Origin of the sequence: Clostridium sp. UMB9555A (assembly GCF_030222355.1) — a bacterium.
In the GTDB taxonomy this organism is placed as follows: domain Bacteria; phylum Bacillota; class Clostridia; order Clostridiales; family Clostridiaceae; genus Sarcina; species Sarcina perfringens.
The window spans coordinates 30,394-55,233 of sequence record NZ_JASORQ010000006.1; the positions used below are offsets into that span (position 1 = coordinate 30,394).

16 protein-coding genes are annotated in these 24,840 nt (G+C 28.6%); 1 reads left to right on the forward strand and 15 read right to left on the reverse strand.

The genetic code is table 11. The annotated features are described in order from the left end of the window. Nucleotides 1-75: 75 nt before the first annotated feature. From colA to QP548_RS13855, 13 genes are all read right to left on the reverse strand, one after another. Nucleotides 76-3,390 (reverse strand): collagenase ColA, encoded by a 3,315-nt coding sequence (gene colA / locus QP548_RS13795; protein ID WP_061426145.1) that lies wholly within the window; start codon nucleotides 3,388-3,390, stop codon nucleotides 76-78. 543 nt (nucleotides 3,391-3,933) lie between these two features. Next, on the reverse strand, nucleotides 3,934-4,389 hold the full coding sequence (locus QP548_RS13800; RefSeq protein WP_061426144.1) for an arginine repressor: 456 nt from the start codon (nucleotides 4,387-4,389) through the stop codon (nucleotides 3,934-3,936). Nucleotides 4,390-4,462: 73 nt separating this feature from the next. Beyond that, on the reverse strand, nucleotides 4,463-5,407 hold the full coding sequence (gene arcC, locus QP548_RS13805) for a carbamate kinase (RefSeq protein WP_061426143.1): 945 nt from the start codon (nucleotides 5,405-5,407) through the stop codon (nucleotides 4,463-4,465). Nucleotides 5,408-5,467: 60 nt separating this feature from the next. Next, nucleotides 5,468-6,904: an arginine-ornithine antiporter gene (gene arcD, locus QP548_RS13810; RefSeq protein WP_061426142.1), complete on the reverse strand. Its 1,437-nt coding sequence runs from the start codon at nucleotides 6,902-6,904 to the stop codon at nucleotides 5,468-5,470. A gap of 144 nt (nucleotides 6,905-7,048) precedes the next feature. After that, on the reverse strand, nucleotides 7,049-8,044 hold the full coding sequence (gene argF / locus QP548_RS13815; RefSeq protein ID WP_061426141.1) for an ornithine carbamoyltransferase: 996 nt from the start codon (nucleotides 8,042-8,044) through the stop codon (nucleotides 7,049-7,051). Between the two features lie 107 nt (nucleotides 8,045-8,151). After that, nucleotides 8,152-9,393, reverse strand: coding sequence for an arginine deiminase (arcA, locus tag QP548_RS13820; RefSeq protein WP_061426140.1), 1,242 nt, complete (start codon nucleotides 9,391-9,393; stop codon nucleotides 8,152-8,154). Nucleotides 9,394-9,946: 553 nt separating this feature from the next. Continuing rightward, entirely contained in the window at nucleotides 9,947-12,013 is a 2,067-nt protein-coding gene (locus QP548_RS13825) for a beta-galactosidase (RefSeq protein ID WP_081109925.1), read from the reverse strand. 158 nt (nucleotides 12,014-12,171) lie between these two features. Then, nucleotides 12,172-13,659 carry an amino acid permease gene (locus QP548_RS13830; RefSeq protein WP_061426139.1) on the reverse strand — a complete coding sequence of 496 codons (1,488 nt, stop codon included), beginning with the start codon at nucleotides 13,657-13,659 and terminating at the stop codon, nucleotides 12,172-12,174. A 1,073-nt stretch (nucleotides 13,660-14,732) separates the two neighbouring features. Beyond that, nucleotides 14,733-15,191, reverse strand: coding sequence for a DIP1984 family protein (locus tag QP548_RS13835; protein WP_061426138.1), 459 nt, complete (start codon nucleotides 15,189-15,191; stop codon nucleotides 14,733-14,735). Nucleotides 15,192-15,376: 185 nt separating this feature from the next. Beyond that, nucleotides 15,377-16,879 carry a cholesterol-dependent cytolysin perfringolysin O gene (gene pfoA, locus QP548_RS13840; RefSeq protein WP_061426137.1) on the reverse strand — a complete coding sequence of 501 codons (1,503 nt, stop codon included), beginning with the start codon at nucleotides 16,877-16,879 and terminating at the stop codon, nucleotides 15,377-15,379. A gap of 588 nt (nucleotides 16,880-17,467) precedes the next feature. After that, a complete protein-coding gene (locus QP548_RS13845) occupies nucleotides 17,468-18,499 on the reverse strand; it encodes a PTS sugar transporter subunit IIC (RefSeq protein ID WP_061426136.1) in 1,032 nt (343 codons plus the stop codon). A gap of 315 nt (nucleotides 18,500-18,814) precedes the next feature. After that, nucleotides 18,815-19,636, reverse strand: a complete 822-nt coding sequence (locus QP548_RS13850) for an alpha/beta fold hydrolase (RefSeq protein WP_061426135.1) — start codon at nucleotides 19,634-19,636, stop codon at nucleotides 18,815-18,817. A gap of 220 nt (nucleotides 19,637-19,856) precedes the next feature. Further along, nucleotides 19,857-21,434, reverse strand: coding sequence for a thiol-activated cytolysin family protein (locus QP548_RS13855; protein WP_320410244.1), 1,578 nt, complete (start codon nucleotides 21,432-21,434; stop codon nucleotides 19,857-19,859). Nucleotides 21,435-21,792: 358 nt separating this feature from the next. On the opposite strand from QP548_RS13855, the gene QP548_RS13860 reads away from it, so the two are divergent. Continuing rightward, nucleotides 21,793-23,259 (forward strand): helix-turn-helix domain-containing protein, encoded by a 1,467-nt coding sequence (locus QP548_RS13860; RefSeq protein ID WP_061426134.1) that lies wholly within the window; start codon nucleotides 21,793-21,795, stop codon nucleotides 23,257-23,259. Nucleotides 23,260-23,464: 205 nt separating this feature from the next. On the opposite strand, the gene QP548_RS13865 is transcribed toward QP548_RS13860, so the two are convergent. Together QP548_RS13865 and QP548_RS13870 are read right to left on the reverse strand one after the other, a co-directional pair. Continuing rightward, entirely contained in the window at nucleotides 23,465-24,016 is a 552-nt protein-coding gene (locus QP548_RS13865; RefSeq protein WP_061426133.1) for an NADAR family protein, read from the reverse strand. Between the two features lie 76 nt (nucleotides 24,017-24,092). After that, a complete protein-coding gene (locus QP548_RS13870) occupies nucleotides 24,093-24,749 on the reverse strand; it encodes a DUF4352 domain-containing protein (RefSeq protein ID WP_061426132.1) in 657 nt (218 codons plus the stop codon). Nucleotides 24,750-24,840 lie beyond the last annotated feature (91 nt).

The following is a 24,840-nucleotide window of genomic DNA, read 5'->3' on the forward strand; positions in this document are numbered from 1 at the left end:
TTATAAAACTATTATTTATGAAATCTATATTTTAGTTTTGATACAGCCTCTATTTATACCATTTTAATTATTATGTTATTTACTTTGTAAATTCACTGTGTAATTTCCAGTACCAGAGTTTTCAAATTGGTAAACACATAAATAATATTTACCTGGATTTAACTTGCAAGTGTTACTTAATTTATTTCCATCTGTATTAGCATAATCCACATAATTGCTTAAATCATCAGCTGAATATAATAACCAGTTCATCTTTATATTGTCTAAGTTTTCAACCACTATGTTTAAGTCACTTGGATTTTGTACATCTATGCTATAAATATCCTTAACATCATCATTGCTTAATGTTCCAACTATTTTGCTATTACTATCTACTTTCATAGCTTTATCAAAATCATTGTTATTTTCAACTTCTTTTATAGCATCCTTTTCTGTTTCTTTAACTTCATTTTTAAGGTTTCCTTTTACATTTACTGTATAAGCTCCTGATTGATTATCATAAGTATATACACTTAAATAGTATCTTCCAGGTTCTAAAGTCTTTTCACCCTTTAATTCTGTTCCATCATTTCCAGTTGCATATAAAACATAATTGTTTAGGTCTCCCTCTTTATAAAGTGTCCAAGTTATTCCTACTGAATTTAAATTATTAAGAGTTATTTTAACATTGCCTTTTTTAGCTACGTCAAAATAATATTTATCTGAATAATCCTCTTCTGATAAAGTACCCTTAACTAACATATTAGATTTAGCTATTTGGTTAGCCTTTTCAAAATCATTGTTAGGCTCGCTTTCATTTATAACTTCAACAGGTTTATCTTCTACTACTTTTATCTTTTTACTTTCAGTATTTATTCCACCGTTATTATCTGTAACTGTTAATTTTACTTCATATTCTCCAGTTTTATTATACTTATGAGTGGCTTTAGCCTCATTAGATTTTTCTCCATCTCCAAAGTCCCATTCATAAGCTTTGATTTCACCATCTTCATCCTTTGACTCTGTTCCATCAAAGCTTATTTCTTCTTCAACTATTACTGAAGAATCAGATTTTATAACAGCCTTAGGCTCTTTATTAACATGAACATCAGTATTTGTATCTGTGTTCATTCCATGGAATACAACATCATAAACATAGTTACCATTTTCATCTACTTTATGATTTACAAAGTATGCAGTAACAGTTTTATACCCATTCCAGCTCTTTTTAGATAATTCTTTTAATATATCATTTAACTTAGAATTCATATCTTTCCAGTCATTTTCTTCCCCTTGACTTCTTCCCCCTACATATGTTCCTCTCATATCGTAAGTAGTAAAGAATTGAGACTTTTCAACATTACTAGAAAGATCTTTTATATTTGAAACTTCTTTTATATCCTTAGTTATTTCATTTATATCCTTAGCTTCGTGTCCATTTACATATTCATCTGAAACTAAAGGAACATCTAAGTTATCAATATTGTTTAATAAAGAATCCATATAGTCTTGATATCTATCATTTAAACCGTAATCACTACTCATTGATGCAATATAATCTTTATAACCAGATACATCATTATTCTTTATGTAATTTGTCATCTTATTAAACATTCCCATGTTATTGTTGTACATGTAGTTTGATAGAGCAAATCCATAATTATAGAAATCCCATGAGCCATATTTAGCATGTAATACACCATATAAAGACATTCTATTATTTCTATCGTAAGCTAACCCTTGTGTAACTGATTTTCTTGGTTTTATTCCATCAGTTCTAGTTGAACCTGCAAAGAATTCTGCTGTTCCTTCTTCATACCAAGTTAAAACTCCCTCTTGATAGAATTCTCCTTGTCCCCACATTCCAGGAACTACATATCTACCTTGAAGATAGTGAGTAAATTCATGACGGAATAATTCTTCTAATGTATATATACTTTCCTCTGGTGTTCTTTCATAAGTAAAGAAAGTTCCTATGTTTTCAATATATATACCACCATTATCAGTACTAAATCCATTTATTATACGATTTAACTTATACTCTTCTGGTGAGTTATAAATAACAACAGTTAAAATATCATCTGGATTTCCCTCTTCTAAAGCCTTATCATTTTGAACTACTCTCATGAATTGAGCCTTAACTTCCTTTGAAGCCCAGTATAATCTTTTTATCTTCTCTTCTGTTACTTTATCACCAGCTTTTACTACAAATTTGCCATCATCAAAAGTATATGTTTTTGGAAGATATTTTTCCCTTGCATCTGCTTTTATCTTATTGAAATCTATATCATTTCCTGATGAATCTTTACCACCAAAATTTAAATCTAAATCATTGGCAGCTTCAATATATTGATATGATAAATAAGGATACTCTTTCATAGCTCTTTCTAAAGCTTCTTGAGATATTGATGGGTCTTCTCTAAACTTACCCATTCTACCTGTGTAATATAAGGCATTATTTACAAGCCAAGCATTATCATTATTTAACTTATCACCTATTGTACATAAACTTTCTAATCTTTCCATATATGGATCTATTCTATTATAAAACTCAGTGTTTTTAGCATCATATCCCTTAGTATTGTATATTACTGAATTAGTATAATAATCAATACCTTTCATAAGGTTGAATACTGCATTTCCCTTGCTATAGTTAGAACCATACTTATCTATATTATCTTTAAAATCACTTAAAACATATATGCAATTATTAATAACTTCTGGATCTGCTGAAGCATTACCTATAAGTCTTCCTAAAGCCTCAATAACTCCATCTTGAGCTTTTGTTCCTAATCTAAAATTACTATTATATTGAATCGCTTTCATAGCTGGTAAACACTCATTTTTTAACTGTGGTGTATTTAGGTATGATAATTGTTTATTGTAAAATCCTAAATAATATCCAGCTCTTAAAAACTCAACTAAAGTTGGAATTCCCTTATCATCATCTGCTGTATAAGTTCTTCCACTATCCTCTAGACCATATATTATAGCTTGTACACGATCTCTATTACTAAAGAAAGTATATGAACCATCATTAAAATTAAATAAGTCTGGTACGTTTTCATAACTTATTGTTTTTATTAATTCAACTAGATCACTATAATTCATTCTGTTAAGTTCATCGAATGTATAGATCTTGTTGTTTCTTGCTCTTGATGGAGCAATACTAGGTCCTAAGGGTCTATTATTGTCTGTAGCTACCTCATTATTTAATTCTGTTTTAGAAATCTGATCAGCATTAATTTCTCTAGTAATCTGTCCATTATTACTATTTTCTACTTTTTTATCAGCTGCAAATACTTTAAATGAGCTATTCAATGAAATAAATGCTGCTAAAGTAAAAATAGCCGACCATCTTTCAACTAACTTCAGTTTTGTTAGCTCTCCCCTTTTTAAGTTTTTCTTCATGTTTAAATGCCTCCTATATCTTAAATAATATTTATATAAATAAAACTTTGCTTATTTAAGCTGAAGTTTTCTTATATACATAATTTAAAATAACCTTACACATTTAAAAATCATTCACCATTTGTTATTAATTTAGTAACTTTTTTAATTATAACATAAAATTTGTAATTTTTTATATGTCATTTCTAAATAATCCTATTATTTTTCATTTTTGTAGTTATTTTTTTAATACATTAATAACTCAAATTAAATGTATTATTATTCCAGTTAATCACACAAAAAAAATATTACGGTAATTCAATGTACTTTATTGGCAACTCAGTAAATTACACTCTTCACCGTAATATTAAAAAGGTATTTTTTAGGTAATTGTTTAAGACTTTTTATAAACTAAAATATATTTGTATTCATTACCACTGTTAAAGTGTAAAAAATATAAAATATTTTAGTCTATGAATTTTTTGTATAATAATTAATTATACAATGCAACATTTAAGCTATTAATATTTATTATTAACTCTTTATAGAGTTAATTGCATTTAATTACACTCTTAAGTAATCTAACTCTTTGAATATCTGTTGTGTAGCATTAACACTTCTACACAAAACTAGAATATGATTTTTTTTTGCTACTGTTCCAGCTATTCTTCCATCACTAAGCCTGTCTATAAACTCTCCAATCAAACTAGCCATACCATCTAAGGTGTTAACTGATATGAAATATTCTTGCATAGATATACTTATTACAGAACTCTTGAATATATTTTTAAACTTTTTTATAAAACTATCTTCCTTTGTAACTATATATCTATGCTCATGATTTTCAAAACTTTTTCTAATTATATTCATTTCATGAAGATCTCTTGATAAAGTAGCTTGAGTTACATTTATTCCGCATTCTTTTAACTCAATTATTAATTCTTCTTGTTTACCGATACATTTGCTCTCTATTATATCTAATATTACTTTCTGTCTTAAAGATTTCTCTAAATTACTCATAATATCTCCTTTGCTACCCTTTAACCCTGTATGTATGCTATATAAACAATGAAATTAATATATATGGGCAATTCTATTTAACTATTTTTGTTCCTGATTCTCCTCTTAAAGCAGCTTTAGCATTAGTTAAAGATGCAATGATAGCTACTTTTTTGTCTCCGCTTAGTACAAACTTCTTACAAGCTTCAACCTTTGGAAGCATACTTCCTGGAGCAAATTGACCTTCTTCTATATATCTATCTACTTCTTCTAAATTGATTTCTTTTAAAGCCTTTTGATCTGGCTTGTTGAAGTTTACACAAACTCTATCAACTGCTGTTAAGATTAATAATGCATCTGCATCTAATATTTCAGCTAATTTTTCAGCAGCAAAGTCCTTATCTATAACTGCTGGAACTCCTTCTAATCTATCTCCATCCTCTACTACAGGGATTCCACCGCCTCCGCAAGCTATTACAATAAAGCCACTATCTACCATAGTTTTTATAGCTTCTTTTTCTACGATATCTACTGGCTTTGGTGAAGCTACTACTCTTCTGTATCCCCTACCAGCATCTTCTTTCATAGTATATCCTTTATCTTTTTCTAACTTTTCTGCTTCCTCTTTTGTATAGAAAGAACCTATTGGTTTAGTTGGATTTTTAAAACCAGGATCATTTTTGTCAACGATTACTTGAGTTGTAATTGTATCTACTGATTTTTCAATTCCTCTTTTTAATAGCTCCTCTCTAATTGTGTTTTGAAGGTGATAACCGATATAACCTTCTGAAAAAGCACCCACTACATCAAATGGGAATAATGGATTTCCATTATCAACTTGATGAGCTAATTCAATACTAGCTAATATTTGCCCAACTTGAGGACCATTTCCATGAACTATTGATACCTCATGTCCATCTTCTATTAAATCAGCTACTGAAATAGCTGTTTGTCTACATGTTTCTAATTGACCTTCTGCGCTTTTATCCTTTGAATCCTTTTGTAATGCGTTTCCGCCTAATGCTAAAACAATTTTCATCGTCTTTTCCTCCTTCATCTTTCTAACTTTAATCTTTAAGTTTTCATCTTGTTTTTATATCTAAATAGTTATTGTTCCGTTAAATAACATTACTATTGCTATAATTGCTATAACTAAAACAATTATTGCTAATACTTTTTCTTTTCCTACAAATACTTCTGCATCTTTATTATTTTGTTTCTTACCAATGTAGAAGAATATAATTCCAACTGCATATAATATGAAACATAATAATAAATATTTAAGTCCAGCTGCATAGCATAGCCATATAGCGTAAACGGTTGCTATTCCGCCAAAAATTTTATCTCTAGTTCTTCCTGTAGGATTTTTATCGTAAGTTTCACCTGTTAATGCTAACTTAAATCCATACATAGCACTTAAAAGATATGGTACCAATATAGCTGTACTAGCTACAGAGTATAAAGCTTGATAAGTACTGCTTGCTACTAAAGTTAATATTAAAAACGCTTGTACTAATAAATTAGTTATTATTAATGAACCACTTGGTGTTCCCTTTTTATTTAATTTAGCAAAGACTTTAGGTAATACCCCATCCTTCGCTGCTACATAAGGAATTTCTGCTGCAAGTAATGCCCATCCAAGAAGTGATCCAAATAATGAAATTATTAAACCTAAATTTATAAGAACTGCTCCCCATTTACCAACTGCAAATTCAAGAACATATGCCATTGATGGGTTTTCAAGACCTGAAAGTTTAACTCTGTCCATAACTCCAAGTGCCATTAATGTTATTAACATATATATTATTAATGTTCCTATAAGACCAAGTACTGTTGCCTTACCTACATCACTTTGTTTCTTAGCTCTTCCTGAAACAACTACAGCTCCCTCAATTCCTATGAAGCACCATAATGTTACTAGCATAGTACTCTTTACCTGTGTTACAATTCCGCCTAAATCACTTGTACCCCAAAATTGGAAAGTAAATTTATCAAAATTAAACATAAATAATGAGATAACTATAAATAAGAATATTGGAACTAACTTAGCTATAGTAGTTATAAGATTTATAAGTGCCGCTCCACTTACCCCATTTAATATTAGTAATGTAAATGCCCAAAGTAATACTGATGCACCAATAATAGATGCTACGTTATTTCCTGCACCAAACATAGGTAGGAAGTAACCTACTGCTCCAAATAGAAGTACTGAATAAGATACATTTCCTATCCATGCACTTAACCAATATCCCCAAGCTGAATTAAATCCTATGTATTCTCCAAACCCTGCTTTCGCATAACTATAAACACCACCTGTTAATTCAGGCTTTCTGTTAGCTAATGATTGATAAACAAATGCTAAAGCTATCATACCAATACCTGTTATAATCCATCCTATTATAACCGCTCCAGTACCAGCTCCCCTTGCCATATCTGATGGAAGGTTGAAAGCTCCGCCACCAATCATAGAACCAACTATTAAGGCTGCTAATTGAGCAAATCCTAATTTTTTTGGTTCATTATGTTGCTCTGCCATATAACTTCACCCACTTTCATATTATTAAAAACAGGGCAGCATTTATAATACAATGAAAGGAAAATTCAGTTATTAAAATTAAATAATTTAAATGCTAATTATTCCTTAGATGATATTATAAATACAGCCCCTTAAGAAAATTTATTATCTTCCAGCAGTTGCTACCATTACTGCTTTGATTGTATGCATTCTGTTTTCAGCTTCATCAAATACAACTGAATTTTTACTTCTAAATACTTCATCTTCAACTTCTCTTATATCAAGACCTAATCTATCCATCATATCTTTACATACTTCTGTATCTTCATCATGGAATGATGGTAGGCAGTGCATGAATAAAGTATTTTTATTTCCTGTTTTATTCATCATTTCTCTAGTAACTTTGTATGGAGTTAATAATTTAACTCTTTCTGGATATAAACTTTCATCTTCACCCATTGATACCCAAATATCAGTGTAGATAACATCTGCATCCTTAACTGCTTCATCAACGTTTGAACAGAATTCTATAGTTGCACCAGTTTCTTTTGAGTATTCTTGCATTTCTTTAAGAATATCTTCATCTGGTTTTAAGCTATCTGGTCCAAGAGCTACAAAGTGCATTCCCATTTTAGCTGCACCATACATTAATGCATAACTCATGTTATTTCTTGTATCACCAGTAAATACTAATTTGATTTCACTTAATGGTTTATGTGCATGTTCTTCTATTGTTAAGAAGTCTGCTAATATTTGAGTTGGATGGTCAGCATCAGTTAATCCATTCCATACTGGAACACCTGCATGTTTAGCTAATTCTTCAACAGTTGATTGTTTGAATCCTCTAAATTCAATACCATCATACATTCTTCCAAGAACCTTAGCAGTATCTTCTATTGATTCTTTTTTACCCATTTGTGAGTTAGTTAAGAATGTTACATGAGCACCTTCTTCAGCAGCTCCACATTCAAAAGCACATCTTGTTCTAGTTGAAGTTTTTTCAAATAGTAAAACTACATTTTTACCTTTTAAGCTATCTCCTAATATTCCAGCTCTCTTTTTAGCCTTTAAATCATGAGAAAGATCTAATAAATATCTGATTTCTGCTGGTGTAAAGTCTTTTAATGTTAAAAAGCTTCTTCCTTTTAAGTTAACTGCCATTTTGAATTCCTCCTAATATTAAATATTCTTATATACATTCTTTTGTAGGTATGAGAATATTAACTTTTTTTAAATTTCTAATAGTAAATTGCTAATTAAATATTATTTTATAAATCTTCTCTTATTAGAGGCATTGACATACATCTAGGGCCCCCTCTACCTCTTGATAATTCAGATGAAGGTATAACATGTAACTTAATTCCTTTCTTTTCTAAGATTTCATTAGTTACATAGTTTCTTGAATAAACTACAACCTCTCCTGGAGCAATAGCAAGTGTATTTGAACCATCATTCCATTGTTCTCTAGCAGCTATTATTTCATCTCCGCCACCACATTTTATTAACTCAATATCTCTCTTTAAGTATTTCTTTAATATATTTTCTAAAGTATCACATTCTTCAACTGCAATTAGTTGTCCATCATTTTCTGGATCCTTAGTTATGGCATAAACTTCTAAAGGTCCTACTATACCTGGATGAACTGTAAACTTATCATAATCTACTTGAGTAAATACTGTATCTAAATGCATAAATGCTCTTGATACTGGTATTTTAAATGCTAATACAGTTTTAAAACTTGTATCTGGATAGTAAAGTAACTTTTTAGCTAATTTTTCAACTGATTTTGAATCAGTTCTTTGTGATATACCAACTGCTAAAATTTCTTTTGAAAGTATTAATTCATCTCCACCTTCAAGAGAAGTCTTTTCATCCCTGTTGAACCAGAACGGAATATCCTTTCCTTCAAATCTTGGATGATGTCTAAATATGTATTTAGCAAATATTGTTTCTCTATTTCTTGTATCTGTTCTCATATGGTTTAATGTAATACCATGTCCAATTGTTGCAAATGGATCTCTTGTAAAATAAAGATTTGGCATTGGATCACATACAAATGGATATACATTATTTACTTGGTCATATAATGATTCTCTGTGGTAATCCTTAAGTTCTTCCTTTCTTACCCCAGCCATCATCTTATCAACCATTGCTTTATTATCACTAAATGAGTTGAAGTATTGAATTAATGCTTCTTTTAATCTTTCGCTTTCAACTCCAGCCTCATCAATAAATTCACTTATAAATTGTTGTTTAACCTCATCATTAGTTCCTATTGCCTCAGCAGCAAGAACTTCTAAATAAAGCACCTCTACTCCTGCTTCTCTTAAAGTTTGTGCAAAAGCGTCGTGTTCTTCTCTTGCAACTTTTAAGTATGGAATGTCATCAAATAGTAATCTATCTAATAGATCTGGTGTTAAGTTTTCAATTTCTTCTCCAGGTCTATGTAGTAGAACTGTTTTTAATCTTCCTATTTCAGAAGTAACATTTAATGCTCTGTCATCTCTCATAATATACCCTTCCTCCTTTTAACTTTTATGATTTTGTAGGTCGTTGTCCTTCCCACACCTATGTTATACACCCCTAACAAAACGATTTCAAACCATAAATTGGAAACAATTGTATATAACTTTTTATTTTTATTCAAAAAAAATACTATCTAATAAACCGGTTAATCAAGTAAATTTTGTAAAATCCATATATTGCAATTAATATTAATAATTACTTTTTATTGAATATATTATGTATAATTGATGAATAATATTTTAAAAAAAATTTAATGTTATGCTGTTTTTCTATAAAAGTTAGCTTTAAATTCAATAAAAATATTTTAAAATCTTATTGATTTTTCTATAAATTCTTATCTTAATAAGTAATAAAAGTTATAATTCTTTAGTTTAATTTCTGTTTTAAAAACTATTTCCAAAATAAAAACAGGCAAGTTTTCACTTGCCTGCTTCATATAAAAAATTCAATTTTCACTAAAAGTATTCAGCATTATTTTTTTCTTATTAACCTATTAAAGCAACTATAAATTATCTTTATAAGTTAATAATGCTTTAATTATCTTCTAACTATTCTAACTCCATAAGGCTCTATTTCCATTTCCTTAGTTACCTTTTCACCAGTTAGCATATCTGTTAAATCAAGATCTTTAATATCTATTGTTTTTTCCTCTGATGAGAAGTTCATTAAGAATACAAACTCGTTCTTTTCATCCATACGAACTTGAGCGTTAACTCCCTTTGGTAAATCAATTTCTATAGCTCTCTTTAAAGTTAACTTTTTAGCTAAGCTTGAGTAGAAATCTGATAAGAACTCATCATTATTTCTAAATGCTATATAGTAAGCTTGTCCTTTTCCAAAGTTATTACAAGTTAAAGCTGGCATTCCTTTGTAGAAGTCTGTTTTGTATGTTGCAAGAACTTCAGCTCCTTCTGAATGAATTAAGTCACAGAATATTCTAGCTTCATATTCACCTTTCATTCCTAAGCTATTGCCTTCTTCAACAGAAACATAGTTTACATCTTCATCATAAAGTGCATCTAATTCCTCTGCCCAGATTCCTGTAACTTTCTTTAATGGGCCAGGGAATCCACCTAAGAAACAAAGATCATTCTCATCAACAATACCACTCCAGTAAGTTGTTACTAAAGTTCCTCCATTTTTAACAAATTCCTCTAATCTTTCTCCAACACCTGGTCTTACCATATAAAGCATTGGTGCTACAACCAACTTATATTTTGAGAAATCGCAATCCATGTTTATAACATCTGTTGGAATTGACATATCCCAGAAAGCTTTGTAGTGCTTTTGACAAGTTTCAAAGTAATCCTTTTGCTCTATTCTAGGACCTTGAGCATCATTTATTGCCCAGTAATTTTCCCAATCGTAAATAACAGCTACTTGTGGCTCTACAGAAGTTCCTATTACATCATCAAGTTTTGATAAAATTTCTCCAACCTTAGTTACATCTCTAAATACTCTTGTATTTTCATGTCCACAGTGATCAACAACAGCTCCATGGAACTTTTCTGATGATCCTCTACTCTTTCTCCATTGGAAATATTGAACTGTATCTGAACCATGAGCTACAGCTTGAAGAGAAGATAAAACATGCATTCCTGGACGTCTAAGTTTTGCAACTGGTTGCCAGTTTGTTGAACTTGGTGAACTTTCCATCATCATAAATGGCTTACCATTTAAAATTGCTCTATTTAAGTCATGAACAAATCCAATTCTACTTCCTTCGTGGTCATCTGTTCTTTCACCATGCCAGTAAGGATAGTTATCCCATGATACAACATCTAAGTAAGGAGCAAATTTCCAGTAATCTATTCCTCTGAATAATGAAATATAGTCATGGAAGTTAGTAGTTACAGGAATATATGGTGTGATTTCCTTTAATATGCTTCTTTCATGCTTGTAGTAATCTAAAGTTTGGTGAGTAACAAATCTCATCCAATCTAAGTTTAATCCATGAAGAGCTGGCTCTCCATGAGGGGCTGGTGCCTCTATTTCATCAAAGGAAGCATATGTGTGGCTCCAGAACTTAGTCCACCAAGCTTTATTTAATTTATTTATGTCATTATCATATTTCTCTCTTAAGAAATCTCTAAAAGCTTGTTCACATAAAGGACAGTAACATTGACCTTCAAACTCATTTGAAATATGCCATAAGATTAAAGCTGGGTGATCTTTATATCTTTCTGCTAATAATCTGTCTATTATAGCAATTTTCTCTCTATATATAGGAGATGTATAGCAGTGGTTATGACGCTCTCCATATAAGTTTCTTACTCTGTTTGGAGCAACTCTTAAAGTTTCTGGGTACTTATGAGCCATCCATATTGGCTTAGCTCCACTTGGTGTAGCAAGTATTACGTGATTTCCATTTTTGTGCATTAAATCCATGATTTCATCTAACCATTCAAAGTTAAACTTACCTTCTTCAGGCTCTAACATTGTCCATGAGAATATACCTACAGCTACAACATTTGTATGAGAAAGCTTCATTAATCTAACATCTTCTCCCCATATGTTAGGCATATCAATCCATTGCTCTGGATTATAGTCTGCTCCATGAAGCATTTTTGTTATTTTAGAACTTATTGGTCCATAATTTTTCAAAATAATCCCTCCATTTTACCAAGTTAATCATTTTTTTCTCTTATTAATCTATAAAGTAAATTGTGTATTTCTAAATAAGTTTATAGTTATAGGAATAAGCTATATTTTTATAGCTTATTCCTTAATTAATATCTTTTAAAACCCTGTGATTACTGTAATTAAGCTATTTCTGAAACCTCTTCTTCGTTCCATTCATTAGCTACAGCTTTTCCAACTTTCTTTTCATATTTTCTCCAGCATATTTCAGCAAAACCTAAGAAGAATACTAATCCTAATACATTGTATAAAAGTATAAATACAGGATTTGTTGCTCCTTCTGCTAATGTTCCATTAAAGTAAGCTGCAAAGTCTTGTGGAGCTGGAATTGAAGATATTACAAATACGAATACGAATAAAGCAAGTAATAGTACTCCAATTGCTATTCCAAAGTTTTTAGATCCAACTTTAAATGATCTTTCCATATCGTCTTTCTTGGCTCTTAATACAATGTATCCAACTAAGAAGAATAATACTGGAATTAATGAAGTTGAAGCAGTCATGTTTATTAACATTTCAAGTAAGCTATCAACTGAACCTATTCCTAAAGCTGGTACTAATAGTAATACTGTTACTATTACAGCTTGTACATATAAAGCATTTACAGGAGTTCCTTTTTTATCTGTTTTAGCAATCCATTTACCAAAGATTCCTTCAGGAATTTCAGAGAATAATACTTTAACAGGAGCAGCAGTCCATAGAACTAATGAACCTAAAGAAGCAAGCATCATTATGAATCCAACTATGTTAGTTATTATGTTACCTACTCCATAGTTTGCACCTAATATTGCAAAGGCATCAAATAAACCATTTGAGAAGTTACCTTGTAATACTTCTGAAGGTACAACTAAACCTACTGAAACAGCTCCAAGTGCATATAAACCACCAACTATAGCAGTTGAAATTACCATTGTTCTTATGAATGTTTTATTTCCACCCTTTACGTCTTTAATATATACTCCTATACTTTCAGCACCACCTACTGCTTGTAAAATCCAAGCTAAAACCATGAAATATGACCAGTTAAACTTAGGCATAATAGTTTCTGCTGTAAATTCTTGAGCTGGAGCTTTTCCTAAGAATAAAATAACTCCGAAAGATAATACTATGAATCCTAAACCTAAAATTATTCTAGCTACACCAGATATACTTGTTATTTTTGAAATCCAAGCTACACCCTTAGTAGAAATTATAGTTACTGCCCAGAATAATACTATTGATATAACAGAAATTAATACTGTTTTTCCATCAAATACGTTTCTACCAACAAAGGTATAAGATGCGTAAATTAATATCTTAGGTAATAGTGAAGTAAAGAAGAATAAGTTAACAAAGAAATAAGACCATGATCCTAAGAAAGCCCATCTTGCCCCTAAAGATTTCTTTATCCAACTATTAATACCTGATTCTGAATCTGAACTAGCTGAAGCAAACTCACCAATCATCAAAGCAAATGGTAAAAAGTAAAATACTGTACCAAATATGTATGATGGTATTGTAGCCAATCCAATGTTTACACTACTATCAATTATGTTTCCGAATGAAAATACCGCTGTAAAAGTCATAAGCATTAAAGCTCCTGAACTAAGCGACCTTTTTCTCTCACTCATCTTAAAAATCCCCCTCATATTTCATATTTTAAGTATAAAGTTTCCTTAGGAAACGTTTTCTGACATTATAATATCATTTTTTGTAGAAATGTTAATGTACAAAATTTGAATATTTAGTAAAAAAACTATAATTTTACTAAATTATTTTACTAATTTATCCTTAGTTAAAATATTTTTAACATTAAGCATTAACCATAGTATTTATAAAAAGCTGCATTTTTTGATATATCAACCAAAAATACTATTATTTTTTAATGTTTTCTTAGTATTTTTTAAAATTAATTATATTATTAATAAAATGATAAAGAATAATCTTTTACTTCTTTAATTTTTTTAGTTAAAATTTACTCTTTATTATTTATTAGTGCATAAATATCATTTCTGTGAATTATATTGAAATTTAGTTTTTTATTTATTATTATCCTTAATAATTTATTACAATTTATATTTTTTGATTTTATTGGAAAATAATTTTGAAGAAACTTTATAATTAATTGTTTTTGAAGAGTTTATATAGAAGTATATCCCTATTAAACGATTACTAAAATTTTTACTTATTAAATATTTGCTATAACTAAAGAACAAACTTCTTTAAAAAGTATTTTTCTGGACTTAATGTGGAGAATTATTAGTAGACTAAAGATAGTTAAAAGTGAATTTTTAGAATAAAATTATATAAAAAAGATATGCATTAACTTTAATTAGGTTTTACTTACTTTAATTAAAATAAGTAAATAAATTTGCAATTTGAAATAAAAAAATAAAGCTATAAATTTCTATAAGATATCATAGCTCTATATTCTTTAAATTATCTCCCCTTGCCCCATCCTCGCTTATTATTAATAGTCATATGGTTGTAAATTGTAATTCTTAAATAGTACCCATGTAACTTGTTTGAGCATAAATTATAAAATAAGTATCTGCTCCTAGATACATATGTAACATAATTACCTTTTTCCCCAGGTTAGGATTTATGACCTCCTTAATAAAAGCTACCAACATTTAAACCTCTATTTAGTTAATCTATTGACTAGTTTAAACTAGGAATAATTAACTTTATAAATTAGCTACTTTTATTCCATTAAATCTATTGTCCAGTTTAAACCTTGTAACTTAGTGTCTAGTTCTCTATATTCCTTAGAATATTTATTTATTTCCCTCTGTAATTGATCTACTTTCATTGCAGAAAATATTTTTATTTCAGTTTGAGAATATCTATTTACTTTTACTGTAGCTTCCTCAGCTATTTCTTTTAATATACTTATCTTCTTTCCAAGCATATCTCTTTTTACAATTAAATCAGAAATACTTTCATTATTACTGGTTATGTAATTACTATTAGTTTTATTAATCTTTAGAATTAATTCCTCTAGTTCACTTACCTTTAACAGTATCTCATCATATAGTGTATATGGGTCCTCAGATGGTTTCTCACCTTCTTGAACTAGTAAGTTTTGATTTATTCTATTTTTTAAACTCATTAATTCTTTTTGTAAATCTGCTCTTAAAATCAATGCCTCAGCTAATTTCATTTTAATTCCTCCAATAAAAATTTTATTAAACTCGGCTTCATAAACACTTTTTAATTCAATACATGTAAACCAAATTTATTGTGTAGTAATATTTAAAATAAATCTAATATTTATTTTATTATAACTCTAAAATTTTAAATAAAAAACTGATTTTAGATAGACTAAAATTAGTTTTTTGCTTTAGTTTAATTGTAAGTAATACTAGATCTAGGGTATAAAGTAGTTCCCCATATTGAAACATTTATATTATTTGTTAATGGAACATCATATTCACTTATAACATCTCTCCACCATTCCCAAGCAAGTCCTGTACATTCTCTTGCTTTTATTCTTATATTTCTTGCATTAGCTTCAAGAGGTATAACTGTTGAATAATGAGCTGTTTTATCTTGATAATTTCCATTCCATGTTTTATGAGTTAAAACTTCATTTCCTTCTTTATCATATGAAACTTCATCCCATGCTACTTCAAACTGTGCAACATAGGCTCCGCTATGATCTAAGTTTATTTTCCCCTTAGAATACTCTGTGGAAGTTGTTTCTATGTAATCTGTTTTATTGTGAACAGCAGCAACTGAGTTATCTTTTAAGAAAACACTAGTATAAGATATTGGATATGCTGGATTTTTTGTGCTAAAAGTTGCATTCTCTTTAATTACTTTTCTTATTTCATCAAAGTCTTTAGTTACAACTTTATTATGTTCTTGTGCATCTCCCCCTAAAACCACTGCCGTAAATGAACTATTTTCATAAATATCTTTATATTGTTGACTATTTTTTATATCAGTGTTCTTTATAAGAGCTTTGAAAGCGGCTTGTACATCTTTACTGCTAGAAGTAGTTTCTAGTTTAACATATATAGTTCTTCCATACGCTACATTTGAAACCATAAGTGGGGGTGCTTCATTGCTTACTCCCTTTTGTTTTAATTCATTAAATGTAACACTGTCATCAAAAAGATCTGATGGATTCTTAGGTAAATCTGCACTTACTGTATAGAATATTTGTTTATATGCTAAAATCATAACTTTTTTCTCATTGTTTGCTACTGCATTAAAGTCTACTCCAAGTGAGTTTTCAAGGACTTTAGCATTAACATTAAGGGCACTTGATATTTGTGATTTACTATAAACCATAGATTCTGAATATTGAGTTCTTGCTGGTAAAGTATGTGTAGATGAATATTTTTCATTCCACTTAGATACTAATTCATCAATTGCTCCAGAAACTTTTCCATAGGTTGGATCATCAACCTTTATACTATTTTCACCCTTTAATCCTGGTAAATCTATATTAATGTTAATAGGCTTTCTTTTTACCATTAAGATTGTAGGTCTATTTTCCACAAATGCTTTATCTGCAAGTTGTAATGCTCCTGGATATGTACGGTCATTTACAGAATCAATTATTGATATGTCTACTGGTGATGTTGTAAGTGATCTTTTTTGACGTTCTACAACTATAAATTTATTACCAGTCTTTTTACCTTCCTTTGGAACAAAACTTTCAATTTTATCTCCATTACTAGCTAAAACTTCATTTCTATTGTAACTTAAACTTGATATTCCAGAATCAATACTTTGATTATTATCTGTTATATCTTTTGAGAAACTAATTACTGGTTGAGAAAACAGACATAAAGCCATTGCAATACTTGCTATTAATTTTGTTTTCTTAAATCTTATCATAATATAAATCCCCCTTTTTTTATTTTTCCCCTCATTTGTTAAGTTCATAAATCCTAAAAACTTTATACTGCTTTTAAGTTTTAAAAACTTAATAGGGTTTAAAAGACTTATTATTTTGAACTTCAAGTAAACATTTTCATTTAACTTTTTAGTAAATCTTAAGAGTTAAGAGTATCTTAAGAACATTATTTTTTGAGTAAACATAGCTTAAATAAACTCTAATTTTTTCTTTTCCCTAAACTCTCCTTAAACTTAAAATCAAGTTCAGAAAATATTCACTTAATATTCATTTGTAATAAGTAACCTTAATATATCAGAGGAAATAAGCTCATTCAATACTTTGTGCAGAACTGGGCTTTAATCGTGAACAACTGGGATTCTAATTATAATATGAGTTCCATTTATGGAATTTGAATCCACCAAAGTTTTTTCTATTAATTAAAAAAACCTTCAATTTTTCTGTTATATATATTAATAAAAAAATTTTTAAATTTTATTTTTTTTACTAAATTTAAGGATTAAATAAAAAAAGGGGTGAACCAAAATATATAAAGTTATTTTGATACATCCCTAATATTATATTTTTAATTATTCTAACTCTAAATCATTTCCACGTATCTCATCTACTGTATGTATTTTGTAGTTTTTAAATAATAAATACCCTAGGTATCCACTACCTGCACTTACAACTACACAGGCTAGAGAAGCCATTAATACCTTAAATGCTGGGTTATATGCAAACATTACAGCAAAACCAGCAATAGGGGTAGCTGTCCCTGGAGACATATTAGTAAGTCCCATTAAAACTATTATAATCCCACATAAAGCACCACCAATAAAATTAGTTACATAAATAGGTATAGGGTTAGCTGTTATTATATCAGCTTGCGTTAATGGTTCTATGGCAACTGATATTGTATCTTTTTTGCTTCCAAACTTCATCTTTTGGAATAAAACAAAATTTAAGAAGGATGAACCAAAAACTGATAATGCGCCTATTGCCATTGGTACTCCCGTTAGTCCAAGCATAGCTGTTAAGGCCATTGAACTTAAAGGTGCCGTAGCAACTACAGTTATAATTCCTCCAAGTATTATTCCCATTGTTATTGGATTAGAGTTTGCTGAGGCTATTAAAACCTGTCCTATTTTTAATAAAGTAGAATCAACTACTGGTGCTGTAAAATCACCTATTATTCTTGTAAGAGGCGTAGCCACAACTATTATTACAATTAAATCTAAACCACTTGGTAATTTTTCTTCTAAAAATTTAACCACAAATGACATTAAATAACCGGCTATAAATCCTGGTAATATTCCTAATCCTGAACATGATAGTCCTATTAAAACTGAATAAACTGGTGAAACTCCTAAAGCTAATGGTACAAGAATTGCCGCTGCAACTCCTCCTAAACTTCCATTGGCATCTCCAACCTTCTTTAAAAATTCTATATTTAAAACATTTCCAAAAAATGATGAGTGGAATGCCTCAACTAAAAAGCTTGCACAAGCGGCTCCTGCCAATGCTCCCATAGCCTTCATTCCATGTGGTGCCTTATAACTAAATAAGGTAAACAATCCTAAAACTATTAATAAAAGTCCTGCCCCAATTAAAACTTGCATAAATTTTCCTCCTTAGTTTTTAAAAACTTTTAAACGTTTACTAATTGATTTATAATAAGATTTATTATTAACTATTAAATTTTTAATTTTTCATAGATTATTTACTTTAACTTCTAACAATATTATTTTATAAAAATTAATTTTTAATATTATTTTACAAATTATTAAAGTTATTTTATATTTTATACTAAATCACAAAAAAATCAAATATTTTTTAATAAAATAAAATTTTAAATTATAATAGGATAAAAAGTAGTAACTTTCTTATATTCTATTATTTATCCTATTATTTAATTAAAATCTACTTGTATAATATTATTTATTTGAATTAACAAAGCACAAAACTTCTCTATTAAATTTATCTCTTTCATCATAGAATAATCCATGTCCACTATTCTCAAATCTTTTAAGCTTGCTATGTTTTATGAGCTTTTTCTGCTGTTCTGCTAATTGGAATAAACATACTTTATCATGAATACCATGAGTAATTAATGTTGGTTTATTTATTTCTCTCATATCTTGGAATAACTGCTCTTCACCAAGCCAAGTCTTAGCAATTTCTGCTGTTGACCACCCAGCAGCTTCAAAACCTAACTGCAAAAACCATTGTGAAAATGGATGGCTAACTTTCTTATAGAAAAAAATTTTTCCAAAGTTCTCTAGCATTTTAGGTCTATCATTATATGTTCCCTTAATTATATCTTCTACCGTTTCTCTTCTTATACCATACGGAAAGTAAGAACGTTTAATTAGGCTTGGGGCCGCTGCTGCACATAGTAAAAGTTTTTTCACTCTAAAACCTTTGTGTCTAGACATATATCTAATAGCTATTGCCCCACCTGTAGAATGTCCTAATAATGTAAAATCACTAAGTCCAAGGGCTTGAATAACACATCTAAGATCATCACTTAATGTATTATAATCATATCCATGTAATGGTCTGTCAGATTTTCCAAATCCTCTCTGATCTATTCCAATACACCGACAACCATTTTGTCCTAAATAGTCAAACTGATACTCAAAAAGCTTATGACTTCCTGGCCATCCATGCAAAAAAACTATGGTTTCCTTTCCTCCTTTATTAAGATCCTCTACATACAAATTTACTCCTGTTTCAACCTCAATATAATGTCCCATTATTTATCTCCTAAAATTATTCTTATTAATAATATATATTTCTATTCATTATTGTGACATTTTTAGGTATCTTAATAAAAATATTTATATGAGAGTAGGTATAACTAATCCTGTAACTTCTTTATAGTATAAATAAAAAAATACTCAGCAATTATAATACTTTCAATTATAAAATAAAAACTGATTTTGACTTATGTCAAAATCAGTTTTTAACTTTAAATTAATTGTAAGTAATACTTGATCTAGGATATAGAGTAGTTCCCCATATTGAAACATTTATATTTTTTGTTAATGGTACATTATGCTCATTTACAACAGTTCTCCACCAATCCCAAGCAAGGCCTGTACACTCTCTTGCTTTTATTCTTATGTTTCTTGCATTAGCACTTAAAGGTATTTCAGTAGAAAAATGAGCTGTTTTATCTCTATAATTTCCATCCCATGTCTTATGAGTTAAAACTTCATTTCCTTTTTCATCATAAGAAACTTCATCCCATGATACATCAAATTGTGCAACATAAGCTCCACTATGATCTAAGTTTATTTTTCCCTTAGAATACTCTGTAGAAGTTGTTTCTATATAGTCTGTTTTGTTATGAACAGCAGCAACTGAGTTATCTTTTAAGAAAACACTAGTATATGATATTGGATACGCAGGATTCTTTGTGCTATAAGTTGCATTATCCTTGATTACTTTTCTTATTTCATCAAAGTCCTTAGTTACAACTTTATTATGTTCTTGTGCATCTCCACCTAAAACTACTGCTGTAAATGAACTACTTTCATAAATATCTTTATACTGTTGGCTATTTTTTATATCAGTATTTTTTATAAGAGCTTTGAAAGCAGCTTGTACATCTTTACTATTAGATGTTGTTTCTAATTTAACATATATAGTTCTTCCATAAGCCACATTTGAAACCATAAGTGGTGGTGCTTCATTACTTACACCTTTTTGTTGCAATTCTTTAAATGTAACACTGTCATCAAAAATATCTGATGGGTTATTAGGTAATGCTGCACTTACTGTATAGAATATTTGCTTATATGCTAAAACCATAACCTTTTTTTCATTGTTTGCTACTGCATTAAAATCTATTCCAAGTGAGTTTTCAAGAACCTTAGAATTTACATTAAGTGCACTTGCTATTTGTGATTTACTATAAACCATAGACTCTGAATATTGAGTTCTTGCTGGTAGAGTATGTGTAGATGAATATTTCTCATTCCATTTAGATACCAATCCATCAATAGCCCCAGACACATTGCCGTAAGTTGGATTGTCCACTGTCACAGTATTATCACCCTTTAATCCTGGTAAATCTATACTAAGATTAATAGGTTTTCTTTTTACCATTAACAATGTTGGCCTATTATCAACAAATGCTTCATCTGCAAGTTGTAATGCTCCTGGATATGTACGATCATTTACAGAATCAACTATTGAAATATCTACCGGCGCTGTTGTAAGTGATTTCTTCTTACGTTCTACAACTATAAATTTTTCACCTGCATTTTTACCTTCTCTTGGAACAAAACTTTGAATTGTGTCTCCATTTACGGCTAAAACCTGATTTCTATTATATTTTAGACCTAAAATTCCAGAGTTAATACCTTCTTGATTAGTAGCATTTGATGAGCTCTGACTTGATTTTACAACATTTTTAGCATTATTTAATATTGTAATATTATCATGCCCATTTAAACTAGATGCAAAAGTATTAACTGGACTTAAAATACTTATTCCAACAATACCTGACATAGCTAGTATTGTTGAAGCTAGTTTTAACTTTTTCATCTAAACCAGTCCTCTCGCGCATAATATTTTAATGAAACTAATTATATATTAATATTAATTTATTTTTTCACTTGCTTAATCTCAACTTTTTTTTATTTTTTTAAAATTTAAGAGTTAATTTTGAACTTAATAGAAACTTTTTTAACTTTTATATAATTCACTTTGTAAACTATTAAAAATATATATTTTAGTTACATAATAATCTACCTAATAATAATCTTTTTATTTTAGTTGAAATGCCTATACTTTTAAGTTATATTTTAAAATGTAATATTTACATATTTTATTGACAAAATACTTTGACACCTTGGGAAAGTTTGTAATATATTAAACAAATTTTAAATAGAAAGGTTTAAACATGTTTAAAGAAGACTTATTGGAAACATCTGAGAAAATTCAATATAACATTTTTAAAAAAGTATATGTAAATAACGGTAAAATCAGCAAAAATAATTTATGTAATGAATTGAATATTTCTTTACCAACTCTAAAAAATCACTTAAAAAAAATTGAAGACTTATTAGATAAATGTTATAAATCAAAAGTAAAAATATCTTATTCAAAAGATTTTATTTTTTTGAAATATAATACTGGAATAAGTCTTCATTGTTTAACAACTTGTTATATAGAAAGTTCTCTTAAATATAAACTTTTAAAATTTTTCTTTATTAAACACACCAAGAAATTTACTGGAATACAAATTTGTAATTACTTCAATATAAGTTTAGCTACTTTAAATAGAAAAATATTAGAATGTAATTCACTCCTTAAAGAGTTTGATATATCTATTAAAAACTATGAACTTACAGGCTCTCAACTTCAAATATCTTATTTTTATTATTTATTATTTTGGAATAACAGAATAGATATATCTTCTGTGGTATCAGCTAATCACAACATAACTGAAGTAATTGAAAAAACTTTTAATATCACCTTAAAAATTAGTGAAAAGTATCCCTTATATACTTGGTTAAAAATCTTAATGATAAGGAAAAAATTTTTTGTTGAAAATTTCTTTAAGGATGAATTCACCAAAAAGAATTTAAGAATATTAGAAAACACTGAAATTTTTATAGAACTTAAAAATTTCTTTGAAAAAGATTCCTTAAGTAAGTCCTCTAGTACATACTTAGCATACTCTACCCTTTGCTTTATTTTAAGTTTTAATATAATCCCATATAAAGTTATTAAAAAAATTTCTATTGTTAACGAAAGTACTCCTTTTAAGATTTTTACTTTAATGACTAGTGAAATGAGCAATTTATACACTACTTCACCTAGCAATTTTAATGATGAATTAAAGTTACATTTATTAAGTTTATGCTTTAAAAGTTACTTCTTTAAGGGAGTTTTTTATTCAAATAATAAAATTGTTACAAATTATTATTTAAATGAATTTACAAGTGATTCTAGAGAAAAATTTGTTAATAACTTACTATTAAAAATTAATTCTTTATATAAAGTAAAATATTCCTTTGACCCAGATTACTTTAAACTTTGCATAATATTAACCTTAAATTATCTTAGTGGAGTATCTAAACATTCACTTACTATAGGTATTTTATCTAGAATAGATAGTTTGATTCTTAACACCACTATTGATTATTTAAGAAAGTTTTTAAGAAGAAAATTTGATGTTATTGTAGAAGTTTATAATGAATATAAAAAAGAAAATTATGATCTTGTAATTACAAACTTCGATCCTAATTACATACCAAAAAACTATAATAATATTTATATATTTTCAAATTTAGCAGTACAATATGACTTAGGTAATATTGTGAAAATACTAAATGAAATAGAAAAAACTAAATTTGAAGGCTAAAAGAAAAAGGGCTTTATCAAAAACAATAAGAAAAATCACAAAAATATTTAGAGAATCCTTAAACCTCTCTAAGAATTTGTAATTTTTATTGAAAATTGTTTTGATACATGCCCTTTTTAAAATTAATATATTTTCATAATTTTAAAACACACTATTTAAACTTTAATAAATGAATATATTGAAATTTATCTTGTCATAACTCTCGCTACATTCTATTTAACAAGTCTCTTACATCCATAAGAGCAAAACCTAAGAGATTTTCTCCCTTCCAAGCTGTAGGGTCTTCTATATTCTCATCCTTTGCACCCATTCCTATTCCCCAAATAGAGTCATATGGACTTGCTTCAACTATTATTTTATCTCCTGTGCTTAATAAAAACTCTTTAATATCTTCATTTTGAGAAAACTTAGCTAAATTTCCTCTCTTAACAATTTCATATTTTTCTCTATTCCAAAGCTCTTCATTGAAGTTTTTAATCTTTCTTCCTAAGTCTTTTATTTCTTTTTGATTTTCAGCAGATAATATTTCTTCTAAGGTTTCATAATCCTTAAATAACCTTGCCTTTTCAGCCATCATATACTTTTCTGCACAGTTATACAAAAATCCATGAACTGTGAAATCAGAAATATACCATTGACTAAAACAAGCCTTAGTTACTTTTCCATTCTTATTTTTTGTATGTCCCCAGAAAAATAAAAATTCTAATTCCTCTCCACTTTTAAATCTATCACAAATCCCTTCTATAGAATATCTCATAATACCTCCCCCTTATCTTGCTTATACTCTAACCTAACTATAAAACTTTAAATAGACTTTTTTCTTAAAATCACTTCTACTCAACACTTATATTAAAGACTTCTGAAGCCTTTCCATTGAACATATTATCATAAAATTCTAATTCTAAATTATTTGATTCATTGTTTAAGGCAAAGGACATATTAGCTGTACACTTTTTCCCCTTACTAATAGATTGAGGATATTTTTCAGCACCAGCTGGGTATGTTTCTAAAACATTTCCTGAAGCATCATAAACTTTAAAATTACTATCAAATACATATAAGTTTTCTTCGTCTGCTATATTCTCGTAAGTATATTCTATTACAACAACCTTTTCTGCTTCTTTTTCAGAAAATTGATTTCTTTCATCTGTAAGTTTTACATTATCTATGGTTATGGCCATTGATTTAACTCCATTTTCATCATTTATATAAGCTGTTTCTCCAATACTTAATGGTCTTTTATCTTCTTCAGTTTTTTCATTTATTTTATTGTCTAAATTTTCTTCATTTAATTCTTCATTAAGAGTTTCAAGTGAGTCACCCTCTTTTTGAAGAGCAACCTTTTCAAACTCTAATAATTGGTTATATCTTTCTTTAGTTATATTAACCCCTGAACTGCTGTTTCCTAAAGCAATTCCTCCAATAATAAAAGAAATTATTCCTATGGCTATTTTACTTGTAAATAGTGATTTTAACTTTTCTTTATTCATATTACCTCCAAGATTAAATCATAAATTTATATTTTAACACTTCTATTTACAATATTAACCATTTAATTTTTCTTTAATACATATAAAACCC